This is a genomic window from Desulfogranum mediterraneum DSM 13871 (assembly GCF_000429965.1).
Taxonomy (GTDB): domain Bacteria; phylum Desulfobacterota; class Desulfobulbia; order Desulfobulbales; family Desulfobulbaceae; genus Desulfogranum; species Desulfogranum mediterraneum.
Window position 1 is genome coordinate 173,502 of sequence record NZ_AUCW01000007.1, and the last position, 23,641, is coordinate 197,142.

Consider the following 23,641-nt stretch of genomic DNA (forward strand, 5'->3'; position numbering starts at 1 on the left):
ACCTGCCTCTACTCAGCGGCTGGGGTGAAGACCCGTTTCGCCAGCTCGGCATCCAGCATGAACAGACCCGAGGGGGTATCCTTGATCAGCTCCAGTCGATCGACAATGGCACCCACCGAAGCCTCCTCCTCGACCTGCTCGGAGACAAACCACTGGAGAAAGATATTGGTGGCATGGTCCCGCTCATCGATGGCCAGGTCAACCAGGTCATTGATCAGGGCCGTGACATGCTGCTCGTGCTTGAGGATGGCCTTAAAGGCGTCCAGGGGTGAGTCCCAGCTGGACTCGGGTCGGGCGATGGCATCCAGGGTCACCCGGCCGCCCCGCTCCACCACAAAGTCATAGAACTTCATGGAATGCATCAGCTCCTCCTGGACCTGACCCCGCATCCAGTTGGCAAACCCGGCCAGACTGATGGACTGAAAGTAGGACTCCATGGAAAGGTAGAGGTAGGATGAGTACATCTCTGCATTGATCTGTTGGTTCAGCGCCTTGAGCATTTTTTTCTTCACGATGGTGTCTCCCTGTGCAAGCTTTGCCCTGGATGCAGGGCGCAAAAAAAGAAACCCTGGCGGTATCCGGCCGCAAACGCAGCTGGAACAGCAGGATTTCACTGTTGTAATCGAGATATGTTTAACAGTAATGCCCGGGAGCGGATTTACAAGCGCAGCCAGGCGTTTTTCGAGGAGATTAGCGCGGAGGCCGCGGAGGCAAGGGTTGATAATCGGAAGGGATGGAGAAACCGTCGCCCTTCTCCGCCAGGGCAGGAGCAGGCTCCAGGAGATACTCGTTCACCCCTTTCTCTGCCTGCAGATGAAGGACCAGCGGTATCCCGGAGCAGTGCATGGCCAGGGCCAGGAGATCCAAACGCTGCAGCAGGGGGTGATCGACAAAGGCTGCCCTGCGTTCAAGGAGCAGACCGGCCACCCGGGCAAAGGCAGGATGCCCGTCGTCCACCCAGCAGCACAAGGACTGTTCCCCGAAGCGCTGACCATAGGCGATCAGCTCGGGTGCCTTGACCAGGCGATGGGGCAGCAGCTCGGCTCCGAAACGCAGCTCACAGCGCCGTCCCTCCCGACCTGCCCGCTCTTCAGGACTGGCTGCCAGACGAACGGCCACACTTCCCAGGGCCTGGAGCAGCCCCTGGGAGCTGTGGCTGCGATCATCTGAAAAGGGATAGGAGTGATAGCTTTTGGCCCGGTGGTCAAGCCGATGGACCAGCAGACGCCGATAATCGATCAGCAGGGAGTGCTCCCCCTGATCCACCCGGGTTGCTGTCGGACTCAAGCGATAGCGCAACCGGCACGTCTCGGTCCCTGTCCCGGCAACATAGACCAGGGTCAGGCCGGGCGGGCCGGCAGCCGACAGCGTTGCCCCACCCCCTGAGACTCCGACAACAAGGCAGGCGAGCAGGAGCATGCCGCCGCCCCAGCAGAGCGGTGACGACCAGAATCCCATGGCTGCGCCTTCACCCACCCCGGGTTAAAACGAGTAGGCCAGCGAGAGGGAGAGGAGCAGGGCCGTATTATCGGCTCCGGCAGCATCTCCATCGATGACCCAGCGCTGGCCGCTCACCAGATCCGTGATGGTGGTCGAGCCCTTGGCCTCCTGATAGTATTGATACTTGACCGCCCCGGTCAGCCCCCAGTTCTGGAGGAGATGATAGGTTGCGGCAAAATCCAGACTCCACATCGCACTGGAGTCAAAATCCTCCTCAAAACGAAGGTTGCGCTGATGATGGATATCCTCATCTTCCCCCTGGACAAAGGGCGAGGCAATCACCCGGCCGGAAAGATCCCAGTTGGTGAGCTTGGAGGTGAAGCCGACCCCGATATAGGGGACGGTCCACCACTGTTCATAGCTGATCCCCGGTTCCCCGGCCGGAAAGGTACCGCTCGCATCACGGTAGCCTGCCACAGAGTAGACATAGCTGCCCCCATAGGCGTCCCACTTCCAGTTGTCCCGCTTCACCCCGACAAAGCCACTGAAGGTGGTGCCCTGGTGACGATAAAAGGGGAGTTCAGCGTTGAGATCGAACATGATCCCCTTGTCCAGGGGCACATCTTCATGGTGCGACCAGTCGCTCCAGTCCGCTCCGCTGAAGCGCCAGTCATAGTCATCCATGGTGCCGTCGCCGTCGTTGAGCGCCACCCAGATGTCAGCGTTGAGTCGCAGCCAGGAGAGCGGCTGCACCGAGACGCCGCCGTTGAGCATATAGATATTGTCCAGCTTCCAGTTCAACTCACTGAGCTTTGCCCCTGTCTCGGTATAGACCAGCTCGTTGGACTCCCCGCTCAATCTCCCCAGCCCCAGGCGGCCACTGACTTCAACCTTGAGACTCTGGACCTCCACGCTGGTCGTTCCCTCGACACTCTTGCCCTCGGGCGCCACGCTGGCCGCCCCCAAGGCCGCCGAAGTAAAGCCCATCACCCCTGCCAGGGCGACAATCGCCACCTTTCCTCTACTCCCATTCACCACTCTCATATCTTCCCCTCTGCTTATTGATGGATTCTCGACTGATATTCTCTCACCCTCTCCCTGCCTGCCCTCCGGCAGGGCGATCTCGTTTACAATTAAATAAAAAAAAGCATTAAAAATCAAATAGATTCTTTCCTGACGGAAAAATGGTCCGCTCCCAGGGCCGCCAGCCGCCCCTGGGCTATACCACAGAAAAGGACATGGCATCCCGCCGAGTTTTTTGCTATAGTCGCAAAAAAAGAAGCAGCTCCCTAAAAAATCCAGGGTACCGGACAGGGGCGGCGGCCACCGGACCTGGCTCGTGGTCGACCCGGACAGGGCATGTTTTTTTTAAGCGACTGCCAGATATTTGAGCCGGCCGGATCCCCGTCCACCTGGGGCAGCCGACACTGCTCAGCCAATCCTCAGCCAATCCTCAGCCAATCATAAGGATGCTTTGAAAAATTTGATCTTTCAAGGTAGCCATAACAGAAGCACAGAAAGGTATGCGTAGAGTAGTTATTACAGGAATGGGTATCGTCTCTCCGCTGGGGGACACCCTGGCCGATGTCCTCTTCTCCCTGCAGGAGGGCAGATCCGGCATCCGCTTCCACCCAGCCTATCAGGAGATCGGTCTTCGCTCCCAGGTCGGCGGCTTCACCCAGGTGGACATCAAGAAGTGTATCGAGAAGAAGAAGCTGCGCTTCATGGGCAACGCCGCCGCCTATGCGGCCATTGCCATGGAACAGGCTGTCAACGATTCAGGCCTGGAGGAGGACGAGGTCTCCCATCCGCGCACCGGCCTGATCATCGGCTCCGGCGGGACCTCTGCCGAGAACGTGGTCGCGGCCGCCGACATCATGCGCCAAAAGGGGCTGAAGCGGCTGAGCCCCTTCATGGTCCCCCGGACCATGAGCAGCACGGTCTCGGCCTGCCTGACCAGCTCCTTCCGGATCAAGGGACTCTGCTACTCCATCTCCTCGGCCTGCGCCACCGGCTCCCACTGTATCGGTGCAGCCATGGAACAGATCCAGCTGGGAAAACAGGACATCGTCTTTGCCGGAGGCTCTGACGAGGAGCACTGGTCCCAGACCTCCATGTTCGACGCCATGGGAGCCCTGTCCACCAAGTTCAACCATACCCCTGGGCAGGCCTCCAGGCCCTACGATATCAACCGGGATGGTTTTGTGGTGGCCAACGGTGCCGGGGTGGTGGTCCTGGAAGAACTGGAACGAGCCAGACGGCGCGGCGCCACCATCTATGGAGAGATCATCGGCTACGGCGCCACTGCCGACGGCAGTGAGATGGTCACCCCTTCAGGCGAAGGGGCGGTACGCTGCATCAACCTGGCCCTGGAGTCGCAAGGCCCCACCATCGACTATATCAATGCCCACGGCACCTCCACTCCCATCGGCGACATGGTGGAGCTGCAGGCCATCACCCAGGTCTTTGGTGCAGACAGCCCCCTGATCAGCTCCACCAAGTCCCTTTCCGGCCACTCCCTGGGCGCGGCAGGGGTCCACGAGGCGATCTACTCACTGCTGATGCTGAACCACAACTTTCTCTGCGGTTCAGCCAACATCGAGAAGATGGAGCCGGAGGCGAAACAGATGAATATCCTCACCGAGTGTCGGCAGCAGGTGCTGCAGACCGTGATGAGTAACAGCTACGGCTTTGGCGGCACCAATGCCTGCCTGATCTTCACCAAGCCGTAGAAGATCCAGCTCATTGCCGGTCACGAGCAGGAGGACGCCCCTTTTAGCCCTCCTCCTGCTGCTCATCGATCCGGCGCATGCCCTCCATCACCAGCCCCATAAAGCCGCCTATCGCCGGTAACTCCTTGGCCTGCTCGCTGATCCCGGAGGTATAGGTGAACTCCCCCTCGCTCCTGGCCAATATCGCGAAAAAGGCCTCCTTGCCGGCATGGTTGTTATAGAGGGCCTGAACCAGCTCCCCCTCATGAAAGAGCACCTGCCCTCTGCCGTCGGCAAAGATCAGGTCAACCTGACCGGTCTTGGTGCTGGTATTAATCAGCTGGAACAGTTCCACCGCATGGATATCAGAGAGTTTGCCGCTCATTCCGGAACTGATGGTCCCTGAGCGCAGACTATTGGCCTGGGCCCGCTCCACCAGGAGACGGTAGAAGAAGACCTGGAGGACCGGATACTTATTGAGGACATGCTTGAAATCCTTGCTGGAGAGAGAGGCCAGCTTGGTGGGTTCACGGGAGTGAATCGAGGTGGTCACCGGTTCACCGGAGAGCAGGCTCATCTCGCCGAAGACATCTCCCACCCCCATCTCCGACAGGGTCTGGCCCTCAGTACCGACCACCGCAGCCCTCCCCTGAACCAGAATATAGAGGCTGGTCCCTGGTTCACCCTGCTTGAGGATGATCTTGTTAGCCCCATACTCTTTCAGCTCCAGCAGGGCCGAGAGGTCCCGGAGGCTGTCCTCATCAAGGGGTTCAAAGATATCCAGTCCCCTGAGCAGGTCATAGAACTTATCCACATGGCGCATCCGTTCCCGTTGCTCTGCGGCGGCCAAAAGCTTCATCTGGAGGGTGGCAAAGCCTTTTTCTTTTTTAAATTCAAAGTGGAGATCTCCGCTACAACCCCCGCAGTAAAAGCTGCTCTTCCGCACCCCCTGCTGGGTAAAGCGCTCAAAACTCTGGGTGGTCCCCACAGCCTTCATCAACTCGCGCACCATCTTCAGGCAGGCCGGCTTGGCCTCAGGCACGGTCAGGCCCATATCCTCGACCTTGAACTCCTCGCCCACATTATAGATGGGGCAGGATCGTTCCTCGGTGACCACAAAGATTGCGTCACGGAATTCTGTCTTCTTCTTCATATGCTTTTAGCTAACACCTCTGTGGGAAGCCCGGGGCTGCCGGTTCAACTGGAACGCCCGAACAGCAGGTAGATGATAATCCCCAGCACCGTAGCCCCGCCAAAGAGCACAGGCAGCACCTTATCCATCTGCAGCTCATCACCGACCACCAGGGACTGCATATAGGGAGTGCCCGAGGCATACCAGACGCCCAGGAGCAGGGCCATGATGGTCAGGTCGCGAAAGGCCTGCTTGTAGAGCATATAGCCGACCAGGGAGATAAAGGGCACCAGGAACCAGGGATTGGTTGCCAGGGCGCCAATATCGGTTGCAGCTATCTGCTCCGGAAGCTGGGTCTTTTCCAGCAAGACTCCAACCTTGTCCATGATCCCATCCACCTTGCCCGTAAAACTGTCCACCACGGTCCCAAACGCCACGATCCACCTCTCATTATCTGGATAATCTGCTCCCCCGATCCGGCCTGCCGAGCCCTGCTCGGCTCTTCGACCCTCACCTTGCATTATAGCAACCATCCTCCCTGAAGCAAAGCACCATATTTTTCTCCCAGGGGGAACACCCCTGCCGAAAACCGCCCCTGCTCCCTCTGCCTGACCGCCCGGGCTGGAAGTCTGCGCCTGACAACCCTGCTCCCCTGCCCCTGGGAGAGGTCCCCTCAATCCCCTCTGGCCACCTCCCTTTTTCTGGATCTGCCGGAAAACGGGTGAAACTTTGACCTTGACAGATGTCTGATGTATGATATATCATGGCCGTCCGATTCAGTATCCTCCAGAAGTGCACGCCAATTTCTAAACCACGAGGTTCACATGTCTTCTTCCAAGTTAGCTCTGAAGTTTCTCTCCCAAAAAGATATGATTGCTGCCGGTGTTACCGACATGAAACACTGCATCAACATGATGGACGAAGCCTTTACCCTCTTGGGTAAGGGAGACTATGTCATGGGCGGCTCCACCCGCAACTCCCATGGTCAGCGGGTCTGGTTCCCCAAGGAGCCGCAGTTTGCCGGCATGCCCAAGGGCGGGCCTGACCAGCGTTTCATGTCCCTGCCCGGCTACCTGGGTGGCCGTTTCCGGATCTGCGGCAACAAGTGGTATGGCTCAAACGTCAACAACCCCAAAAACCACGGTCTGCCCCGCTCCATCCTGATGATGACCCTGAACGACCCGGAAACCGCCCGGCCGCTGGCCATCATGGAGGCTAACATCCTCAGCGGCATGCGCACCGGGGCAACGGTCGGACTCAGCGCCCGCTACCTGGCCCGTGACGACTCCGAGAGCCTGGGAGTGATCGCCGCCGGCCCCATCTCCAAGTACTGCACCACCGCCATCGTCAACGAGCTGCCCTCCCTGAAAAAGGTGGTGGTCTTTGACATCAACGAAGAGGCTGCCAACAAGTTCTGCGCCGAAATGAGCGCCAAGCTCGACATCGAGGTGGTCCCGGTGAGCAGTTTTGCCGATGCGGTCAAGGGCCAGGATGTGATCACCTCGGCCATCTCCGGCGACCACACCCCCCTGTTTGAGGACAGCTGGCTCAAGGAAGGTTCCCTCCTGACCCTGCCGGGTCGTGCCAACGTGGAAGACGACTTCCTCCGCAAGGCCTATGTGGTCCCCGATGGCTGGGAGATGCAGAAGACCTACAAGATCGAAGGCTTGATGCTGCCTGAAGACGAGCGGACCATCCCCCATATCCAGCTCCACAACCTGGTGGACAGCGGAGAGATCAAGGAGAGCGACATCCACGATCTGGGCAAGGTTGCCGCCGGTCTGGCCAATATCGACAAGAATTCTGCACGCAAGAAGTACTTCATCTCCAACGGCATGATTCTCCAGGATATCGCCTGGGCAACGGCCATGTACGAGAGTGCCGTCGAAAAGGGACTTGGCCAGGATCTGGTCATGTGGGACGAACCCTATCTGGTCTGAGAGCGGCCAGCCAAAGGCCCCGGACCCAACAAAGAGTACGAGCAACGAGTGAGCTATGAACAGAGGGAACAGTACATTCACCAGGAGCGAGCCCCTCAGCGGGGACGACACCATTACCATCTTCTTTGAAGAGACCGCCTGTGAGGTTCCCGCCGGAGTTACCGTGGCAGCCGCCTTGCTGGGACATGACGACCACCACTTCTGCCGCTCTGCAGCAGATCAGGAAAAACGGGCCCCCCACTGTCTGATGGGGGTCTGTTTTGAATGCCTGGTGGAGATTGACGGTGTAAAAAATCGTCAGGCATGCCTTGAGCCTGTCCGGGAGGGGATGCAGGTTAAACGACAGCATGAACCGGTTGATGAGAGCAAATGAAAAACAGATATGATGCCATAATCATTGGCGCCGGACCCGCAGGTCTGGCCTGCAGCACCGAGCTGGCCGACAAGGGACTGGAGGTCGCCGTTCTCGATGAGCAGGCAGCCCCTGGCGGCCAGATCTACCGCAACATCAGCAAGACCTCTGCCCGGCAGCGCGCGATCCTGGGTCCGGATTATACCGCCGGCCTGGAGCTGATCAGGGCCTTTACAGAGGCAACAGTGGACTACCTGCCCCAGACCAGGGTCTGGCAGGCAGAGGCCGCAGGTGAGGTCTTTTTTTCCCACGACAACCGCTCCGGCCGGTTCCAGGCCCCCTTTCTGGCCCTGAACACCGGGGCCATGGAACGTCCGGTGCCCTTCCCCGGCTGGACCCTGCCCGGGGTCATGACCTGCGGCGGGATGTCCAACCTCTACAAGGATTCCACCCTGGTGCCCCGAGAACCGGTGGTCCTGGCAGGCAGCGGCCCCCTGCTCTGGCTGGTGGCTGAGCACCTCCTTGCCCTTGAGGCCCCCATAGCCGCTATTCTCGATACCACCCCGCTTAAGCAGATGCTCACCGCCATGCCCGAGCTGCCCGCCGCCCTCAGGCGCGCCGGCTACCTCTTCAAGGGGGTGAAGATGATCGCTGCTGTCCAACTGGCGGCCAGAAAGGCCAAGGTCCCCATGTATCGTCAGGTGAGCGGACTCCGGGCCGAAGGCGATGGCCGGGTGGAACGGGTCAAGGCCAGCTGCAGGGGCCGGGAGCTGAGCTTTGAGGCCTCCACCCTGCTGGTCCATGAGGGGATCATCCCCAACACCGCCCTGCTCCGCCAGGTCGGTTGTCGGCATAGCTGGAATCCGGTCCAGCGCTACTGGCACCCCCAGGTGGATGCCAGCGGCAAGACCAGTCTGGGTTCGGTCTATGTGGCCGGAGACGGCACCTTTGTCCATGGCGCCAAGGCTGCCGAGTTGAAGGGACGGCTCACCGGACTGACCATTGCCCGGGAGTTACGCCGGCTCACGGAGCCCGACTATCGGCGCCAGGCAGCTGAGGTCCAGGCCGAACTGCAGGAAGAGCTCCTGCCCCGCCCCTACATCGATGCCCTCTATGCCCCGAGAAAGGATCTGTTCACCATCTCCGATGAGACCACGGTCTGCCGCTGTGAGGGCGTCACAGCCGGTCGGATCCGCGAGTTGGTGGAACAGGGCTATACCGATCACAACGAAATCAAATCCATTATCCGCTGCGGCATGGGCCCCTGCCAGGGTCGGATGTGCGGCTCAGCCGTAATGGAGCTGGTTGCAGAGGGATCAGGCAGATCCCCTGAAGAGACGCGGCAGATGCGACTCAGGCCGCCGATCAAACCGGTGAGTCTGCAGGAACTGGCCAATGCTACCCTGGGAGAGCCCGATGAAAGCTGATGTATTGATCGTAGGCGGCGGCATTATGGGTTGCGCCACCGCCATTGAACTGGCACGGAAGAACAAGTCCGTCATTATCTTTGAAAAAGATGTGCCGGGCCGCCATGCCTCGGGCCACAACTCCGGCGGGGTACGCTGCCAGGGCCGTGATGTTCGGGAAATCCCCTTGGCCATCGAGGCACGCACCATGTGGGACCATCACCCCAACACGGTCAACTCGGACTGCGGCTTCTACGTCTCCCCCCGGCTGCGCCTGGCTGAGAGTGATGCGGACATGGAGGTGCTGGCCAAGCGTGAGGCCACCTTGAAGAGCCTGGGCTACGACCACGAGGTCCTGGTCGACCGGGCCGAGGTCCTTCGCCTCTCGCCCCATGTTGCCGATCACGTCGTCGGCGGCCTGGCCTGCTACACCGACGGCTTGGCCAATCCCCTGCTCACCTCCAAGGCCTACGCGGCCACGGCCAGGGCCGAGGGGGTCACCATCCTCTCCCATACCCGGGTGGTGGAGGCCGCGGCCACAGCCGGCGGCTTCCGGGTGAGGACCAGCTGCGGCAAGGTCTATGAGGGAGAGACCCTGGTCAACGGCACCGGGGCCTGGGCCGGACGATTTTCCGCCATGCTCGGCGACCCGCTGCCGGTCTATGCCGCCGCCCCCACCATGATGGTCACCGACCGCGTTCCCGGGATGATGAGCGGTACCTCCCTGGGACTCACCAGCCGTCTCTTGGGCCTGATGGCCGCCAGTAACGGCACCATCATCGTTGGCGGCGGCTATCGTTCGCCCCTGGACCTGGAGAAAGAGAAGATCTGGATCGACCCCATGCAGATGACCAAGGCTGCCCAGATCATGACCGAGATCCTTCCCGGCCTTGGCCAGGCCCAGATGATCCGCTGCTGGACCGCCTTTGAGGGATGCATCAAGGACAAGGTGCCGGTGGTGGGTGCCTCCACCAAGGTCCCCGGCCTGTTCCACGTCTGCGGCTTTTCCGCCCACGGCTTCCAGCTGGCTCCGATGATGGGGAGGGTGGTCTCCCAGTTGGTCCTCGGTCAACAGCCGGAGCTGCCCCTGGACGCATTTCGGCCGGACCGTTTTAGCGAGACCAAGGCCCAGGCCTAGGCCTAAAGGCACCCCAATACGGCACAACCATAAGCAAATCAGGGTCAGGGGAGCCAAAGCCTCCCTGAGCCCACAACAACAGATACAGCACAGGCACCATGCCCTGTGCAGGAGAACAACATGTCCCAAGGAAAGATCGTTACCCTGGAAAAATCAGATGTCATCAAGCACACCTCTGCCCCCAAGGTGAATCCCAAAACCGGCGAACCCCATGCCAACAACTGGACCTACTTTGAGCACAGCTCAGGAAACTTCAAGTCCGGCATCTGGGACTGCACCGCAGGCAGCTGGGAGCACAACCATCCCAAACTTGAGTTCTGCTACATCGTTGAGGGCAGTGTCAAGGTGGTTGAAAAGGACGGCCCTACCCATGTCTACAATGCCGGTGACTCCTTTGTGGTTCCCAAGGGAACCCCGGTAACCTGGATTGTGGAAGACTACGCCAAGAAGATCTTTGTTTCCGCAGCACATCTGGAAGGGCTCTAAGCTGACAGTACCTCCTTACACGGTGGTGTCATGGGACTGGAGGGCTTCGCGACCCTCTGGTCCCTTTTTTTTGCAAGGCCCCCTTCCTGCCCCTCTCAGCCGATGGACCCTCATGCCTTCCAGTAGGCCTTGCCTCCTCTGCATCTCCTGGATCCTGACCAAGCCCCAAACCGCGACGACTCTATCACTGCCTGCCAATCCCAAATCCCAACCTGCCGGCCAGCCGCCTCATTTTTCTGGTCAAGACCTCCTGGGTTGATTCCCCCTGCCTCCCCATCCCCCCTGGCGGTCCAGGCCACCAACCAGCAAAAACAGGAAATACCCCTCAGTACCCTGGAGAGCAGCGGCCATCACCTGCCTGCCTCCGACTCCAGCCGCCCCAATAATCAGACAGGCCGATCAGCCAGGCCGAAATCTGGAGGGAAAACCGCAGCCAAGCCGATGAATGGGCCTGTTTCAGCTCTCTTTCAGGCTCAAGCACCTCCGATTACTGCCAAAACATGCGAGGAACATCTTCCTGATAACTCGTAATTTATGCCAACTATCCCGAGAGGTGACCCCTGACTTTCAATAATAGTTACAGCAATCATCAAAAAAAGAACTTGTGCAGGAAAATTATCTTGACAGATATCTGATGTGTGATATATCAGAAGGCAGCAAGTAACAATTAACAGCCTGCTGCGTCAGGCAGGTATTTGCCCCTGAAAACACAGGGTACGATAAAATTTATGGAGGTTTACCATGGCTAAAATCAAAATGACCACCGAAGAGGCGTTCATCAAGGTACTGCAGATGCACGGTATCGAGCACGCCTTCGGCATCATCGGTTCTGCAATGATGCCTGTTTCCGACCTGTTCCCCAAGGCAGGGATCACCTTCTGGGACAACGCCCACGAGGGCAACGCCGGTATGATGGCTGACGGTTTCACCCGTGCTTCCGGTAAGATGTCCATGATGATCGCCCAGAACGGCCCCGGTATCACCAACTTTGTTACCCCGGTAAAGACCGCCTACTGGAACCACACCCCGCTGCTGCTGGTTACCCCCCAGGCTGCCAACATGGCCATGGGTCAGGGCGGTTTCCAGGAAGTACCGCAGATGGCTGCCTTCGAAGACATGGTTGCCTACCAGGAAGAGGTACTCCACCCTGCACGTATCGCCGAGGTTCTCAACCGGGTCATCATTCAGGCCAAGCGCGCCTCTGCTCCTGCCCAGATCAACGTACCCCGTGACTTCTGGACCCAGGAAATCGAAATCGAACTGCCGGTCATCGTTGACTTCGAACTGCCTGCCGGTGGTGCCGAAGCCATCGCCAAGGCAGCTGAGCTGCTCTCAAACGCCAAGTTCCCTGTCATCCTCAACGGTGGCGGTGTAGTTATCGGTGGTGCCATCGAAGACTCCAAGGCACTGGCTGAAAAGCTGGATGCTGCTGTCTGCTGCGGTTACCAGCACAACGATGCCTTCCCCGGAAGCCATCCCCTCCACACCGGTACCCTGGGCTACAACGGCTCCCGCGCTGCCATGGAACTGATCTCCAAGGCCGATGTTGTTCTGGCCCTGGGAACCCGCCTCAACCCCTTCTCCACCCTGCCCGGATACGGCATGGATTACTGGCCGGAAGATGCCGAGGTGATTCAGGTAGACATCAACGCCAACCGCATCGGCCTGACCAAGAAGCTGGCTGTGGGTATCGTTGGAGATGCCAAGAAGGTAGCCCAGTCTATCCTGGAGCAGCTTGCCGCCACCGCCGGTGATGCAAGCCGTGAAGAGCGTAAGGCAGTAATCGCTAAGGCCAAGGCTGACTGGGCTGCAGACCTGGCCACCATGGATCACGAGGCCGATGATGCAGGTACAGACTGGAACGCCCGTGCCCAGAAGGCTGATCCTGAGAAGATCACCGCTCGGATGGCCTGGCGTGCCATCGTTGAAGCACTGCCTGAAGATGCGATCATCTCCGGTGACATCGGTAACTCCTGTGCCCTGGGTGCCGCCTACCCCTCATTCGAGGAAGGCCGCAAGTACCTGGCTCCAGGTATGTTCGGACCCTGTGGTTACGGATTCCCCGCCATCTGCGGCGCCAAGGTTGCCAAGCCCGAAGTACCTGTTGTCGGCTTTGCCGGTGACGGTGCCTTTGGTATCTCCATGAACGAGATGGTTTCCTGTGGCCGTGATTCCTGGCCTGCAGTTACCATGGTTGTCTTCCGTAACTACCACTGGGGTGCAGAGAAGCGTAACACCACCCTCTGGTACGACGACAACTTCGTAGGCACCGAGCTGGACCGCAACGTTTCCTACGCCGGTATTGCCAAGGCCTGTGGAGTTGAAGGCGTCCAGGTTCGCAGCATGGAAGAGGTAACCGAGGCCCTCAAGGCCGCAGTCAAGGCCCAGATGGAAGAGGGTAAGACCACCTTCATCGAGATCCTGACCAACATGGAACTGGGCGAACCCTTCCGCCGTGACGCCATGAAGAAGCCTGTTGCCGTTGCCGGTATCGACAAGGCTGACATGTGCCCCCAGCAGGAAGCCTAAGGGGAAACCCACACCGTTAATGCGATCGTATTAGACGGAGAAGCAGTGGATACCCTGTTCCCCAAGGGGGGTATAGGGTATCCACCCTTTAACGCCAGATAAGATTCAACTGCATACCTTCTAGCAAACGATAACCTTCCGGAGCAGGACAGATAAAGCCTGTTGCGGGAATCGCACACAACGCATCCCTGAATCAGGGGGGAGAAACCCATGGAAACTACAAAAGATTGGTTGGAATACGATACCGAAGAGATGGTCAAGGCCGACAAAGATGCGCTCTGGCACCATCTCAAGCCGCACAAGGTCTTTGACAACGCAGAACAGATGATCATCGTCGAAGGCCAGGGCCTGATGGTCAAAGACATTCGCGGTAACGAGTACCTTGACGCCACCTCCGGCGGTGTCTGGAGTGTCATGGTCGGCTACGGCAGAGATTCCATTGCTGAGGCCGTCTGTGCCCAGCTCAAGAAGATGCCCTACTTTGCAGGGGTGTTCGGCAACGTTCCCTCCATCAAGTTCGCCCAGAAACTGCTGGAAAAACTGCCTCGGATGGACAAGGTTTACTTCTCCAACTCCGGCTCAGAAGCCAACGAGAAGGCCTTCAAGATCGTTCGCCAGGCCTCCCGGATCAGCCCGGAACGCAAGGGCAAGTACAAGATCATGTATCGTGACCGTGACTACCACGGTACCACCATCGGCGCCATGAGCGCCACCGGCCAGGCCCAGCGTAAGCAGGATTTCGGCCCCTTTGTTGAGGGTTTCGTCGAGTTCCCCCACTGCGCCTGCTACCGCTGTCCCCATGACAAGACCTACGGTGAGTGTAACATCGAGTGTGCCCGCAAGGTAGAAGACATCATCCTCAAGGAAGGTGCAGACACCATCGGCGCCATGATTGTCGAGCCCATCACCGCCGGCGGCGGTATCCTCAAGCCGGTTCCCGAATACTACCCCATCCTCCAGGAGATCTGTAAGAAGTATGACATCTGGATGATCATGGATGAGGTCGTCTGCGGCTTTGGTCGTACCGGTAAATTCTGGGGTCATGAGCACTTCGACGTTGATCCTGATATCGTGACCATGGCAAAAGGTCTGGCCAGCTCCTACGAGGCCCTGTCCGCCACCGTGGTTAAGCAGCATGTATACGATGTCTTCCTCAACGATCCGGCCAACGAAGATGATCGTTTGAACTACTTCCGCGACATCTCCACCTACGGTGGCTGTACCTCAGCCATGACCGCAGCGCTGGAGTCCACCCGGATCATCGAAGACGAAAACCTGGTCGAGAACAGCCGCGAGATCGGTGCCTACATGATCTCCAAGCTGGAAGAGCTCAAGAAGTTTGATTGCGTCGGCGACATTCGCGGCGAAGGCCTGTTCGGCGGCATCGAATTTGTCACCAACCGTGAAACCAAGGAGCCCATCACCGAAGGTCAGATGGCAGCCCTGATGGGCAATGTCATGGCCCAGGGCGTTATCGTCGGCCGGACCAACTCCAGTTTCCACGGACTGAACAACATCATGAACTTTGCTCCCTGTCTGATCATCACCAAGGAGCAGGTTGATACCGTAGTAGGCGCTGTTGCAGCTGCCATTGAAAAAACATTTAACTAAATAATATAATTGGAGATCGAACAATGATCGTCGGTATTTTAAAAGAAATCAAAGTTGCGGAGAAGCGGGTCAGCATGACCCCTGCAGGTGTCGTTACCATGGTCCGCAACGGTCACGAAGTACTGGTTGAAAAGGCTGCTGGTGAAGGCGCCGGTTACCCGGATGCCGAGTACGTTGCCGCCGGTGCCACCATCATCGAGACCCCGGCAGAGATCTATGCCAAGTCAGAGATGGTCATGCATGTCAAGGAGCCCCTGGCTTCTGAGTATGACATGATCCGTGAAGACCAGATCGTCTTCACCTACCTCCACCTGGCCGCCGATGAGCCGCAGACCAACGCCCTCGTCAAGTCCAAGTCCATTGCCATCGCCTACGAGACCATCGCCAAAGACAACGGTTCTCTGCCCCTGCTGGTACCCATGAGCGAGGTTGCCGGTCGTATGGCCACCCAGGAAGCTGCCAAGTACATCGAGATGCCCCAGGGCGGTCGTGGTATCCTCCTCGGCGGTGTAACCGGTGTTGAGCCTGCAACCGTGGTCGTCATCGGTGGTGGTGTGGTTGGTGTCAACGCTGCCAAGATGGCCTGTGGTCTGGGCGCCAAGGTCTACATCCTGGACATGAACCTGGAGCGTCTGGCCTACCTGGATGACATCATGCCTGCCAACTGTTTCCCGGTCATGTCCGATGCAGTAACCCTGCGCAAGCTGGTCAAGGAAGCTGACGTGGTTATCGGTGCCGTACTGGTAGCCGGTGCCAAGGCTCCCAAGCTGCTGACCCGCGACATGCTCAAGGAGATGAAAGACGGTTCTGTAATCGTCGACGTTGCCATCGATCAGGGCGGCTGTTTCGAGACCTCCAAGGCCACCACCCACGATGAGCCCACCTTTGAGGTGGACGGCGTCATCCACTACTGTGTTGCCAACATGCCAGGTGCCGTTGCCCGGACCTCCACCCGTGCACTGACCAACGCGACCCTCCCCTATGCAGTCGAGATTGCCAACAAGGGCTGGAAGCAGGCCATGCAGGACAACAAGGAGATCAAGCTGGGTGCCAACGTGGTCAAGGGTAACATTACCTTTAAGGCCGTTGCAGAGGCCTTTAACCTGGACTACACCCCGGTTGACAAGTTCCTCTAGGAAGGTATGCCAATGCTTTATACTTTCCTGTTTCTTGACAATTGCCCTCAGTTTTGTAGAGTGACAGATCTTGTTCACAGGGAAGTATAAAGCTTGAAGAACCTATCGAGGAATGTAGACATGGATGGCGCACTCAAATTTTCGTCGCTCAGCGAACAGGTGTACAGCTACCTCCGCAAGGAGATGCTCCAGGGAAAACTCACCCCTGGATCCACCATCAACATCGGCGAGATCGCTAAACACCTGGGCATCAGCAAGACGCCGCTTCGGGATGCGCTCATTCATTTGGAACTGGAGGGATTTGTCACCATCATCCCCAGACGGGGGGTGCTGGTCAATGAACTCCAGCTCCACGAGGTCAAGGATGCCTACGAGGCCATCGGTCTGATCGAGGCTTCCATGGTGGAGACCAATATCGAGCGGATCACCCCGGCCCACATCCGCACCCTGGAACAGCTCAACCAGACCATGATCCAGGATATCCAGGCCAACGATTTTTCCCGGCTCTTTGTCACCAACCTCAAGTTCCACAGTGTCTATGTGGATGTCTCGGAAAATGAGTTCCTCAAACAGTTCATCCTGCCGCTCAAACATCGGCTCTACGACTTTCCCCGCAAGAATTATATTGCCGAGTGGGAGTTGAGTAACTGCGAGGAACACCGTCAGTTCATCGAATTTCTCAGGCAGGGCAACGGCAAGGAGGCGGCCAGTGTACTCCGCGATAAACACTGGTCCTACGAGTATCAGAAGCAGTTCATCGATACCTTCTACGAGGCCAACAGGGACCAGGGGTAGTCCGACTCCCCGTTCCGTTCTCTCCCCTCTCTCCCCCCCTCAGCATCACCTGCCAGGCTCTTTTTTTCTTGGGCCCCCTCTTTTTCCGCCTTACCGTCTTACCGTCTTCCTGCCTGGTTACCCTATCTCGCCCTTTTCTGGCTGCTCCTCTGCTTTCACCCTGTAGTCACAAATTTATTGACAGGGTTACTGATGTCTGATATATGAAACATCAGATCAAAAAAACTGATCGACCGGACGCACTCGGTTGATGACGTCTTATCGAGCTTTCTATGGAAACGTATACTAGCCCACTCCTCTCTCCGCCGTATGACCTTCCCCCGCCGAATCATCCTCCGGCGAAGACCTCTTTGCTTTTTCCCGGCTGTACCTCTTCCTCCTCCTGTTCCATCCCTCCCCTGTTTGTTTCCATTTCCACCTATCCGCCATCAATGCAGCCCTTGCATTGTTTTGATGTAACCTACAACCCAATAAGGAGCAACTCATGAAAAAAACAGGTCTTATCTCAGCCCTGATGGCCGCAGCAGCACTGATGCTGATCACCACCGCCGGCCACGCCAAAACCTTTAAGATGGCCATCGGCGACGCCCAGGGCGGTACCCAGTGGGCACTGGCCCAGGAATTCACCAAACTGTTCACCGAGAAGGCAGGCAGTAAGTACAAGATTTCCCTCTTTCCCAACGGCCAGTTGGGCAGCGAGCAGGACACCATCAACGACGCCTCCATGGGCACCCTGGATTTCTCTCTGCTGGCAGTAAACAACATCACCCCCTTCTCCCCCACTGTGGGTGTTCTGACCATGCCCTACGTTATCCAGAGCCTGGATGATGCGGTGAAGCTGACCCACGGCGCCGTAGGTAAAGAGCTGGTAGAAAACACCATCCGTGACGCAGGAGTGCGGATCGTTGGCTGGGCCTACTCCGGATTCCGGGTCCTGACCAACTCCAAGCGTCCTGTGGAGACCCTGGAAGACCTGAAAGGTCTGGTTATCCGGGTGCCCAAGAATGAAATCATGATCGCCACCTACCAGGCCTGGGGCATCAACCCCTCTCCCATGGCATGGTCTGAGACCTTCACTGCCCTCCAGCAGAAGGTTGTAGACGGACAGGACAACCCCTTTATCACCGTCAGCGCCATGAAATTCTATGAGGTGCAGAAGTACATCACCACCATCCGTTACATCTTCTCCCTGGAGCCCCTGATCATCAGTGAGTCTGTCTTCCAGAGCCAGAAGCCTGAAATCAAGAAGGCCATCCTTGACGCCGGTATGGAGGCCACCCTCCACTCCGAGCAGTACCTGAGAAACACCGAAGACAGCATCAAGAAAGACCTGGTTGCCAAGGGTATGGTAATCTCCGCCCCTGCCGATGGTGAAAAAGAGTGGATCGAAAAGGCCACCTCAGCAGTTTGGCCCAAGTACTACGACAAGGTTGGCGGCAAGGCCAAAGTCGATGAAATCCTGAAAGTCCTTGGTCGTTAAGTAGTCCCCCGACACAGCCAACGGCTCCACAGGTAAAGGTGAATATCCCCCCTGCAGTACCACCGGGGATATTCACCTTGTCTCTTATGAGCCCTCCTGTCTCTCCTTCGCATCGTCCCCAGGAAGCAGGAACATGAAACTAAAACTCGCATCGCTTCAACCAGATACCTCCTTCACCCGGCTACGGCCCCTCTCTGCTACCTTCCACGGCTTCCTGGATAGATCTGTACTTGAGCCAATGCGAACACGGCCTAACCCAACCTGGAGATGGGAATGAACATCAAATCATTCTTCACCACACTACTCGACAACATAGAAAGCTATATCTGCCGCCTGCTCCTGATCGTCTTTGTGACCATGCTGTTGACGCAGATCATCTCACGCGAAATATTCGGCTACTCCTTTTCCTGGATCGAGGAACTCGCCACCTACCTGTTTGTCTGGTTTGCCTATTTCGGCGCCAGCCATGCCGCCAAGATGGCCGCCCACAACCGGGTAACCTTTCAATTTAAACCCTTTCCCAAGATCGTGGCCACCATCAGCGAGTTCATCGCCGATATGATCTGGCTGGCCTTTAACGCCTACTTTGTCTACCTGAGCTACGACTTTGTCTTCCACAAGATGAACCTGTTCTGGAAATCCCAAACCCTTGGGGTGCCCATGAAGTACTTTTACATCGTCCTGCCGATCTCCTTTGTCCTGATGTCCATCCGGGTCATCCAGGTCAACTACCTCAAGCTGGTCAAGGGAGTGGATATCCGCGATCCAGACTCCTCTGAACTGGAAGGTCTGGTTGATACGATGCAGCATGATAACGATAATAACGGCGATGCGCCGGAAACAATTAAATAATGATCCGGAGATAAATCATGGATACCGCAGTAGTTTGGGTATTATTTGGGTCCTTTCTGGGGCTTCTCTTGATAGGAGCGCCCATCACCGTGTCGCTGGGAGTGTCGGCCATGGCGGCCTTCATGTACCTCGATGAAAATCCGATTAAACTCGTTCAGATCGCCTTCCGCTCGGTTGGCTCCTTTCCATTAATGGCTCTGCCCTCCTTTATTCTTGCCGGGGCGCTGATGGAGGCAGCCGGCGTTTCCAGGCGACTAGTCAACGTAGCCGAGTCCTTTGCCGGGCCGATCACCGGCGGCTTGGGCGCGGCTACCGTGCTTGCATGTATCTTCTTTGGCGCCATCTCCGGCTCAGGGCCTGCCACCACCGCGGCCGTTGGCATGCTGATGATCCCTGCCATGGTCAATCGTGGCTATGATCGCGGCTATGCCTCTGCCATCACCGCCTCTTCCGGCGGCCTGGGGGTTATTGTTCCCCCCTCCATTCCCATGGTTATCTTCGGGATCTCAGGCATGGGCATGCAGGCTCCGGCCGAGGCGGTGGCCAGGTTCGGCGAGTTCCAGTCCCTCTCCATCCCCAAGCTCTTCATTGCCGGTTTTCTGCCGGCCCTGTTGATCGCCACCGGGGTCCTGATTGCCAACTATTTCCGCAGCAGGAAGCGCGGCTACACCGGGATCAGTGACAACTGGTCGGTTGGCGAGATGATCAAGACCATCAAGAGCGGGATTTGGTCCATTCTGGCGCCGCTGATTATCCTGGGCGGCATCTACTCCGGCTTCTTCACCCCCACCGAGTCGGCGGTGGTTGCGATCTTCTACACCCTCTTTGTCGGAATCTTCCTCCACAAGGAGCTCAAGCTCAAGGATTTCTTCCACTCCCTGGAAACCACCACCTGGATCACCGGCCGGGTACTGCTGATCCTCTTTACAGCCACGGTCTTTGGCCGCCTGCTGGTGGAAAACCAGATTCCTGCCATCGTTGCCGAGGCCCTGTTGGACTTTACCAGCAACATGTACCTGATCTGGGCCCTGATCATCGCCTTCCTGGTCTTTGTGGGGATGTTCATGGAGACCTTGGCCACCATCATGATCCTCACACCGGTGCTCTTGCCGATCATGTATTCCCTGGGTGTTGATCCGGTTCACTTCGGAGTCGTCATGGTCGCCACCCTGGCCATCGGCTTCCAGACCCCGCCCCTTGGTGAGAACCTCTTTGTGGCCTCCGGTATCGGCGGCTCCACCATCGAGGACATCTCGGTCAAGGCCATGCCCTTTTCCATCCTGGCGATCATTGCCATCTTTATCATCGCCTATGTGCCCCAGCTCTCCCTCTTTCTGCCGGGACTGTTGGGCTACTAGCACCAGCGCGCCATACGCACCTCACCCTAGAGGCGAGGACGGCGTCTTTACAAGAGCTGTTTGCGGATATCCTCCGCAAACAGCTCTTTTCCATTTTCAGCCCATCTCCACGGCCTGGTCATTCAAAACGACCCGGGTCGTTCAACCAAATCAACAAGGATCGCCCCCATGGAACTCAGCTGGACCTATGGTTATGCCATGGTGGTCATCTTCATTGCCAGTCTGGTTCGCGGCTACTCCGGTTTTGGCTTTGCCATGATCTCCACCCTTACCCTGGCCCTGGTCTTTCCCCCTGCCCAGGTGGTACCGGTGATCCTGATCCTGGATGTGGTGGCAAGCTTCTGGCTGATCTCTAAGGTCTGGCAATCGGTGGACTGGAAGAGTCTTGCCCTGATCATCAGCGGAGCGATCCTCACCCTGCCCCTGGGTTCCCTGGCCCTGACCCTGACCCCGATCAGGCCCATGCGCATCTTTCTCTCCCTCACCATTCTGCTCCTCTGCCTGGGTCTGCTTGCCAACCGCCGTCCCTGCAGGGAAACGCCGCGTCCCCTCACCCTGGTGGTGGGTATGGTCTCCGGATTTCTCACCGGGGTTGCCGCCATCGGCGGTCCACCGGTCATCCTCTTCTATTTTTCCTCGGGCCGGGCGGTCAGCGTCTCCAGGGCCTCGATGATCGTCTTCTTTTTCCTGGTGGATAGCCTGGCCGTGCTCTCCAGCCTCTGGTACGGACTCCTCAACCAGCAGACGCTCTCCCTTTCCCTGGGCCTCTTCATCCCGCTGGGTCTGGGCATCTGGAGCGGTAATTACCTCTTCAACCGACTGACCAACGAGGCCAGTTTCCGCCGACAGGTGCTGATCCTCTTGGCCACCATTGCCTGCCTCTCCCTGCTCAAGGCCCTGATCAACTGAGTCAGCCTGATCAGGAGTAAATGACAGCCACCCCTTTGCCAAAAAATTACTTTTACGTAAACAAATCTACCCAACAACTTACATTATTGTAAACTTTTAAACCATTCGCCAGCCCCGACCTACACAGACAAACAACTCTAACTACAACACAAATTAAAACAATCACAATCAGGCACACCTCTTGATACTCCCCTGGTATCGATGCGCACCACCTTACCCCCAAGGACCTTTGTTGGACCACAACCAGGAGGAACACAAGTGAAACCAAAAACAACCACCCACCGAAGCGCCATCCACCGAGGGGCCATCCTCTGCGCAGGCCTGCTCTTCTCCCCCCTGCCCGCCCTGGCTGCTGAGCCCACCACCGTGGCCAGTGTGGCCGACAACCTGACCCAGCTGGCCTACTCGGTGGACACCTTTTATTTTCTGATGTCAGGAGCCCTGGTCATGTGGATGGCCGCCGGCTTTGCCATGCTGGAGGCCGGCCTGGTCCGCTCCAAAAACACCGTTGAAATCCTGACCAAAAACGTGGCCCTCTATTCCATCGCCTGCATCATGTACCTGCTCTGCGGCTACAACATCATGTACGGAGACGGGATCAACAGTTTCATTCCCGGGCTCAGCTTCCTCCTGGGAGCAGACCACGAGGTGGCCGCAGTCCTGGCCTCTGGAGGGGAAACCTACTACTCCAAGATGAGCGACTTCTTCTTTCAGGTGGTCTTTGTGGCCACGGCCATGAGTATCGTCTCCGGGGCTGTGGCTGAACGAATGAAGCTCTGGGCCTTCCTCCTCTTTGCCGTGGTCATGACCGGCTTCATCTATCCGGTGGAAGGCTACTGGAAGTGGGGCGGCGGTTTCCTGGACGGTCTCGGCTTCCTCGACTTTGCCGGTTCCGGTATCGTTCACCTCAGCGGCGCCTCGGCAGCCCTGGCAGGAGTCCTGCTGCTGGGCGCCAGAAAAGGCAAGTACAGCAACAGTCGGATCAACCCGATCCCCGGCTCCAACCTGCCCCTGGCCACCCTGGGCACCTTTATCCTCTGGCTGGGCTGGTTCGGCTTCAACGGCGGCTCTGAACTGAAAATCTCCAACATCACCGAGGCAAACGCGGTAGCCATGATCTTTGTCAACACCAACACCGCGGCTGCCGGTGGCCTGGTGGCCGCCCTGCTGCTCTCCCGACTCTGGTTCGGCAAGGCTGATCTCACCATGAGCTTAAACGGCGCCCTGGCCGGCCTGGTGGCCATCACCGCCGAACCCCTCACCCCCAGCCCTGGGATCGCAACCCTGGTTGGGATCGTCGGCGGCCTGCTGGTGGTCCCGGCCATCGTCACCATCGACAAACTCAAGATCGATGATCCGGTTGGCGCCATCTCGGTCCATGGCGTAGTCGGCACCTGGGGTCTGCTGGCCGTGGCCTTTACCAACCCGGAAGGATCTCTCCTTGCCCAGCTCATCGGGATCGCAACTATCTTTTCCTGGGTTTTCGGGACCTCCCTGGTGGTCTGGTTGATCATCAAGTTCACCATGGGTATCCGGGTGGATGAAGAGGAAGAACTGGAAGGCGTGGACATCGCCGAGTGCGGCCTGGAGGCCTACCCGGAGTTCACCAGCAAATAAAGAAGAGGGGAAACCAGCACCAAAACCACGCCCGGAAAATCAAACAGAATAAACAATCCAGGAAAGAGAGGAGGACGTTACTGTGAAAAAGATAGAAGCCATCATCAAGCCCTTTAAACTCGATGAAGTCAAAGAGGCCCTCACCCATATCGGCATCACCGGGATGACGGTCAGCGAAGTCAAGGGCTACGGCCGCCAAAAGGGCCACAAGGAGATCTATCGGGGGGCAGAGTATCAGGTGGACTTCAACCCCAAGACCAAGATCGAGCTGGTCGTTGCCGACGACCTGGTCGAACCGGTGACCAGCGCCATCCGCGAGGCCGCCCTGACCGGCAAGATCGGAGACGGCAAGATCTTTATCCTGCCCGTGGAGGACATCCTCCGGGTCCGCACCGGCGAACGGGGGCCCGAGGCGATCTAAGAACAACACCACCAGCCAGCCCGGGACCAAAAGGTCCCGGGCTAGCGACCATACAGATCCTTTCTCGCCTCCACCCGTCGGCGTAACTGATCGCACTCCTCCTGGGCCTGGGCCAGCTCGCGGCGCAGGCGATCTGCCTCCAGCCCTTCGGCCTGATCCAGCTCATCGCGCAGGCGATGCACCTGCTGCTGGGCCCTATACAACTCCACTGCCAATAATCTGATCACCTCTGTTCTCCTCTCTCTGCTTGTGCCGCTACCAGCCGCAGCCGGCCCTCACCTCTGACAACTCGGCTATCCGGATGCCCATCCGACACAGATAGCACACC

22 protein-coding genes are annotated in these 23,641 nt (G+C 57.9%); 16 read left to right on the forward strand and 6 right to left on the reverse strand.

Features of this window, described 5'->3' with window-relative positions; translation table 11 throughout:
- Positions 1-8 precede the first annotated feature (8 nt).
- The 3 genes from G494_RS0103900 to G494_RS0103910 form a co-directional block, all read right to left on the reverse strand.
- Entirely contained in the window at positions 9-515 is a 507-nt protein-coding gene (locus tag G494_RS0103900) for a ferritin (RefSeq protein ID WP_028583482.1), read from the reverse strand.
- Between the two features lie 175 nt (positions 516-690).
- Positions 691-1,458: a hypothetical protein gene (locus G494_RS0103905; protein WP_153305753.1), complete on the reverse strand. Its 768-nt coding sequence runs from the start codon at positions 1,456-1,458 to the stop codon at positions 691-693.
- A gap of 24 nt (positions 1,459-1,482) precedes the next feature.
- On the reverse strand, positions 1,483-2,484 hold the full coding sequence (locus tag G494_RS0103910; RefSeq protein ID WP_161629932.1) for an omptin family outer membrane protease: 1,002 nt from the start codon (positions 2,482-2,484) through the stop codon (positions 1,483-1,485).
- A 479-nt stretch (positions 2,485-2,963) separates the two neighbouring features.
- On the opposite strand from G494_RS0103910, the gene fabB reads away from it, so the two are divergent.
- Positions 2,964-4,172, forward strand: coding sequence for a beta-ketoacyl-ACP synthase I (fabB, locus tag G494_RS0103915; protein ID WP_028583485.1), 1,209 nt, complete (start codon positions 2,964-2,966; stop codon positions 4,170-4,172).
- Between the two features lie 43 nt (positions 4,173-4,215).
- Here the strand turns inward: fabB and G494_RS0103920 are convergent, their stop codons facing one another.
- Positions 4,216-5,304: a cyclic nucleotide-binding domain-containing protein gene (locus G494_RS0103920; protein WP_028583486.1), complete on the reverse strand. Its 1,089-nt coding sequence runs from the start codon at positions 5,302-5,304 to the stop codon at positions 4,216-4,218.
- Between the two features lie 44 nt (positions 5,305-5,348).
- Positions 5,349-5,720 carry a hypothetical protein gene (locus G494_RS0103925; RefSeq protein WP_028583487.1) on the reverse strand — a complete coding sequence of 124 codons (372 nt, stop codon included), beginning with the start codon at positions 5,718-5,720 and terminating at the stop codon, positions 5,349-5,351.
- A gap of 387 nt (positions 5,721-6,107) precedes the next feature.
- On the opposite strand from G494_RS0103925, the gene G494_RS0103930 reads away from it, so the two are divergent.
- The 15 genes from G494_RS0103930 to G494_RS0104005 all read left to right on the forward strand — a co-directional run bounded on the left by G494_RS0103930 (position 6,108) and on the right by G494_RS0104005 (position 23,313).
- A complete protein-coding gene (locus G494_RS0103930) occupies positions 6,108-7,223 on the forward strand; it encodes a Rossmann-fold NAD(P)-binding domain-containing protein (RefSeq protein ID WP_028583488.1) in 1,116 nt (371 codons plus the stop codon).
- Between the two features lie 55 nt (positions 7,224-7,278).
- Positions 7,279-7,596, forward strand: a complete 318-nt coding sequence (locus G494_RS0103935) for a (2Fe-2S)-binding protein (protein ID WP_028583489.1) — start codon at positions 7,279-7,281, stop codon at positions 7,594-7,596.
- The gene (locus G494_RS0103940; protein WP_028583490.1) at positions 7,593-9,002 is read left to right on the forward strand and encodes an FAD-dependent oxidoreductase; all 1,410 of its coding nucleotides are present in this window, start codon (positions 7,593-7,595) and stop codon (positions 9,000-9,002) included. The genes G494_RS0103935 and G494_RS0103940 overlap by 4 nt, the downstream gene beginning before the upstream one ends.
- A complete protein-coding gene (locus tag G494_RS21795; RefSeq protein ID WP_035245350.1) occupies positions 8,992-10,119 on the forward strand; it encodes an NAD(P)/FAD-dependent oxidoreductase in 1,128 nt (375 codons plus the stop codon). Before G494_RS0103940 ends, G494_RS21795 begins: the two co-directional genes overlap by 11 nt.
- Positions 10,120-10,239: 120 nt before the next feature.
- Positions 10,240-10,605 carry a cupin domain-containing protein gene (locus G494_RS0103950; protein WP_051305360.1) on the forward strand — a complete coding sequence of 122 codons (366 nt, stop codon included), beginning with the start codon at positions 10,240-10,242 and terminating at the stop codon, positions 10,603-10,605.
- 750 nt (positions 10,606-11,355) lie between these two features.
- Positions 11,356-13,134, forward strand: a complete 1,779-nt coding sequence (gene xsc / locus G494_RS0103955) for a sulfoacetaldehyde acetyltransferase (protein ID WP_028583492.1) — start codon at positions 11,356-11,358, stop codon at positions 13,132-13,134.
- A 210-nt stretch (positions 13,135-13,344) separates the two neighbouring features.
- Complete coding sequence (locus G494_RS0103960) at positions 13,345-14,745, forward strand: aminotransferase family protein (protein ID WP_051305361.1); 1,401 nt, start codon at positions 13,345-13,347, stop codon at positions 14,743-14,745.
- Between the two features lie 23 nt (positions 14,746-14,768).
- On the forward strand, positions 14,769-15,881 hold the full coding sequence (ald, locus tag G494_RS0103965; protein WP_028583494.1) for an alanine dehydrogenase: 1,113 nt from the start codon (positions 14,769-14,771) through the stop codon (positions 15,879-15,881).
- A gap of 120 nt (positions 15,882-16,001) precedes the next feature.
- Positions 16,002-16,676, forward strand: a complete 675-nt coding sequence (locus G494_RS0103970) for a GntR family transcriptional regulator (protein WP_051305362.1) — start codon at positions 16,002-16,004, stop codon at positions 16,674-16,676.
- A gap of 484 nt (positions 16,677-17,160) precedes the next feature.
- Positions 17,161-18,156: a TRAP transporter substrate-binding protein gene (locus G494_RS0103980; protein WP_028583496.1), complete on the forward strand. Its 996-nt coding sequence runs from the start codon at positions 17,161-17,163 to the stop codon at positions 18,154-18,156.
- Positions 18,157-18,429: 273 nt separating this feature from the next.
- A complete protein-coding gene (locus tag G494_RS0103985; protein ID WP_028583497.1) occupies positions 18,430-19,008 on the forward strand; it encodes a TRAP transporter small permease in 579 nt (192 codons plus the stop codon).
- 17 nt (positions 19,009-19,025) lie between these two features.
- Positions 19,026-20,366 (forward strand): TRAP transporter large permease, encoded by a 1,341-nt coding sequence (locus G494_RS0103990; RefSeq protein WP_028583498.1) that lies wholly within the window; start codon positions 19,026-19,028, stop codon positions 20,364-20,366.
- Between the two features lie 168 nt (positions 20,367-20,534).
- The gene (locus tag G494_RS21800; RefSeq protein ID WP_051305363.1) at positions 20,535-21,275 is read left to right on the forward strand and encodes a sulfite exporter TauE/SafE family protein; all 741 of its coding nucleotides are present in this window, start codon (positions 20,535-20,537) and stop codon (positions 21,273-21,275) included.
- A gap of 366 nt (positions 21,276-21,641) precedes the next feature.
- Positions 21,642-22,892 carry an ammonium transporter gene (locus G494_RS0104000; protein ID WP_028583499.1) on the forward strand — a complete coding sequence of 417 codons (1,251 nt, stop codon included), beginning with the start codon at positions 21,642-21,644 and terminating at the stop codon, positions 22,890-22,892.
- A gap of 82 nt (positions 22,893-22,974) precedes the next feature.
- Positions 22,975-23,313, forward strand: a complete 339-nt coding sequence (locus G494_RS0104005) for a P-II family nitrogen regulator (protein WP_028583500.1) — start codon at positions 22,975-22,977, stop codon at positions 23,311-23,313.
- Between the two features lie 41 nt (positions 23,314-23,354).
- Here the strand turns inward: G494_RS0104005 and G494_RS26615 are convergent, their stop codons facing one another.
- The gene (locus G494_RS26615) at positions 23,355-23,540 is read right to left on the reverse strand and encodes a hypothetical protein (RefSeq protein WP_153305754.1); all 186 of its coding nucleotides are present in this window, start codon (positions 23,538-23,540) and stop codon (positions 23,355-23,357) included.
- Between the last annotated feature and the right edge of the window lie 101 nt (positions 23,541-23,641).

Bases quoted from the DNA above. Each gene is read 5' to 3' on its own strand.
- G494_RS0103905 (WP_153305753.1), bottom strand. From the start codon at position 1,458: ATGGGATTCTGGTCGTCACCGCTCTGCTGGGGCGGCGGCATGCTCCTG.
- G494_RS0103910 (WP_161629932.1), bottom strand. From the start codon at position 2,484: ATGAGAGTGGTGAATGGGAGTAGAGGAAAGGTGGCGATTGTCGCCCTG.
- fabB (WP_028583485.1), top strand. From the start codon at position 2,964: ATGCGTAGAGTAGTTATTACAGGAATGGGTATCGTCTCTCCGCTGGGG.
- G494_RS0103920 (WP_028583486.1), bottom strand. From the start codon at position 5,304: ATGAAGAAGAAGACAGAATTCCGTGACGCAATCTTTGTGGTCACCGAG.
- G494_RS0103930 (WP_028583488.1), top strand. From the start codon at position 6,108: ATGTCTTCTTCCAAGTTAGCTCTGAAGTTTCTCTCCCAAAAAGATATG.
- G494_RS0103935 (WP_028583489.1), top strand. From the start codon at position 7,279: ATGAACAGAGGGAACAGTACATTCACCAGGAGCGAGCCCCTCAGCGGG.
- G494_RS0103940 (WP_028583490.1), top strand. From the start codon at position 7,593: ATGAAAAACAGATATGATGCCATAATCATTGGCGCCGGACCCGCAGGT.
- G494_RS21795 (WP_035245350.1), top strand. From the start codon at position 8,992: ATGAAAGCTGATGTATTGATCGTAGGCGGCGGCATTATGGGTTGCGCC.
- G494_RS0103950 (WP_051305360.1), top strand. From the start codon at position 10,240: ATGTCCCAAGGAAAGATCGTTACCCTGGAAAAATCAGATGTCATCAAG.
- G494_RS0103960 (WP_051305361.1), top strand. From the start codon at position 13,345: ATGGAAACTACAAAAGATTGGTTGGAATACGATACCGAAGAGATGGTC.
- ald (WP_028583494.1), top strand. From the start codon at position 14,769: ATGATCGTCGGTATTTTAAAAGAAATCAAAGTTGCGGAGAAGCGGGTC.
- G494_RS0103970 (WP_051305362.1), top strand. From the start codon at position 16,002: ATGGATGGCGCACTCAAATTTTCGTCGCTCAGCGAACAGGTGTACAGC.
- G494_RS0103980 (WP_028583496.1), top strand. From the start codon at position 17,161: ATGAAAAAAACAGGTCTTATCTCAGCCCTGATGGCCGCAGCAGCACTG.
- G494_RS0103985 (WP_028583497.1), top strand. From the start codon at position 18,430: ATGAACATCAAATCATTCTTCACCACACTACTCGACAACATAGAAAGC.
- G494_RS0103990 (WP_028583498.1), top strand. From the start codon at position 19,026: ATGGATACCGCAGTAGTTTGGGTATTATTTGGGTCCTTTCTGGGGCTT.
- G494_RS21800 (WP_051305363.1), top strand. From the start codon at position 20,535: ATGGAACTCAGCTGGACCTATGGTTATGCCATGGTGGTCATCTTCATT.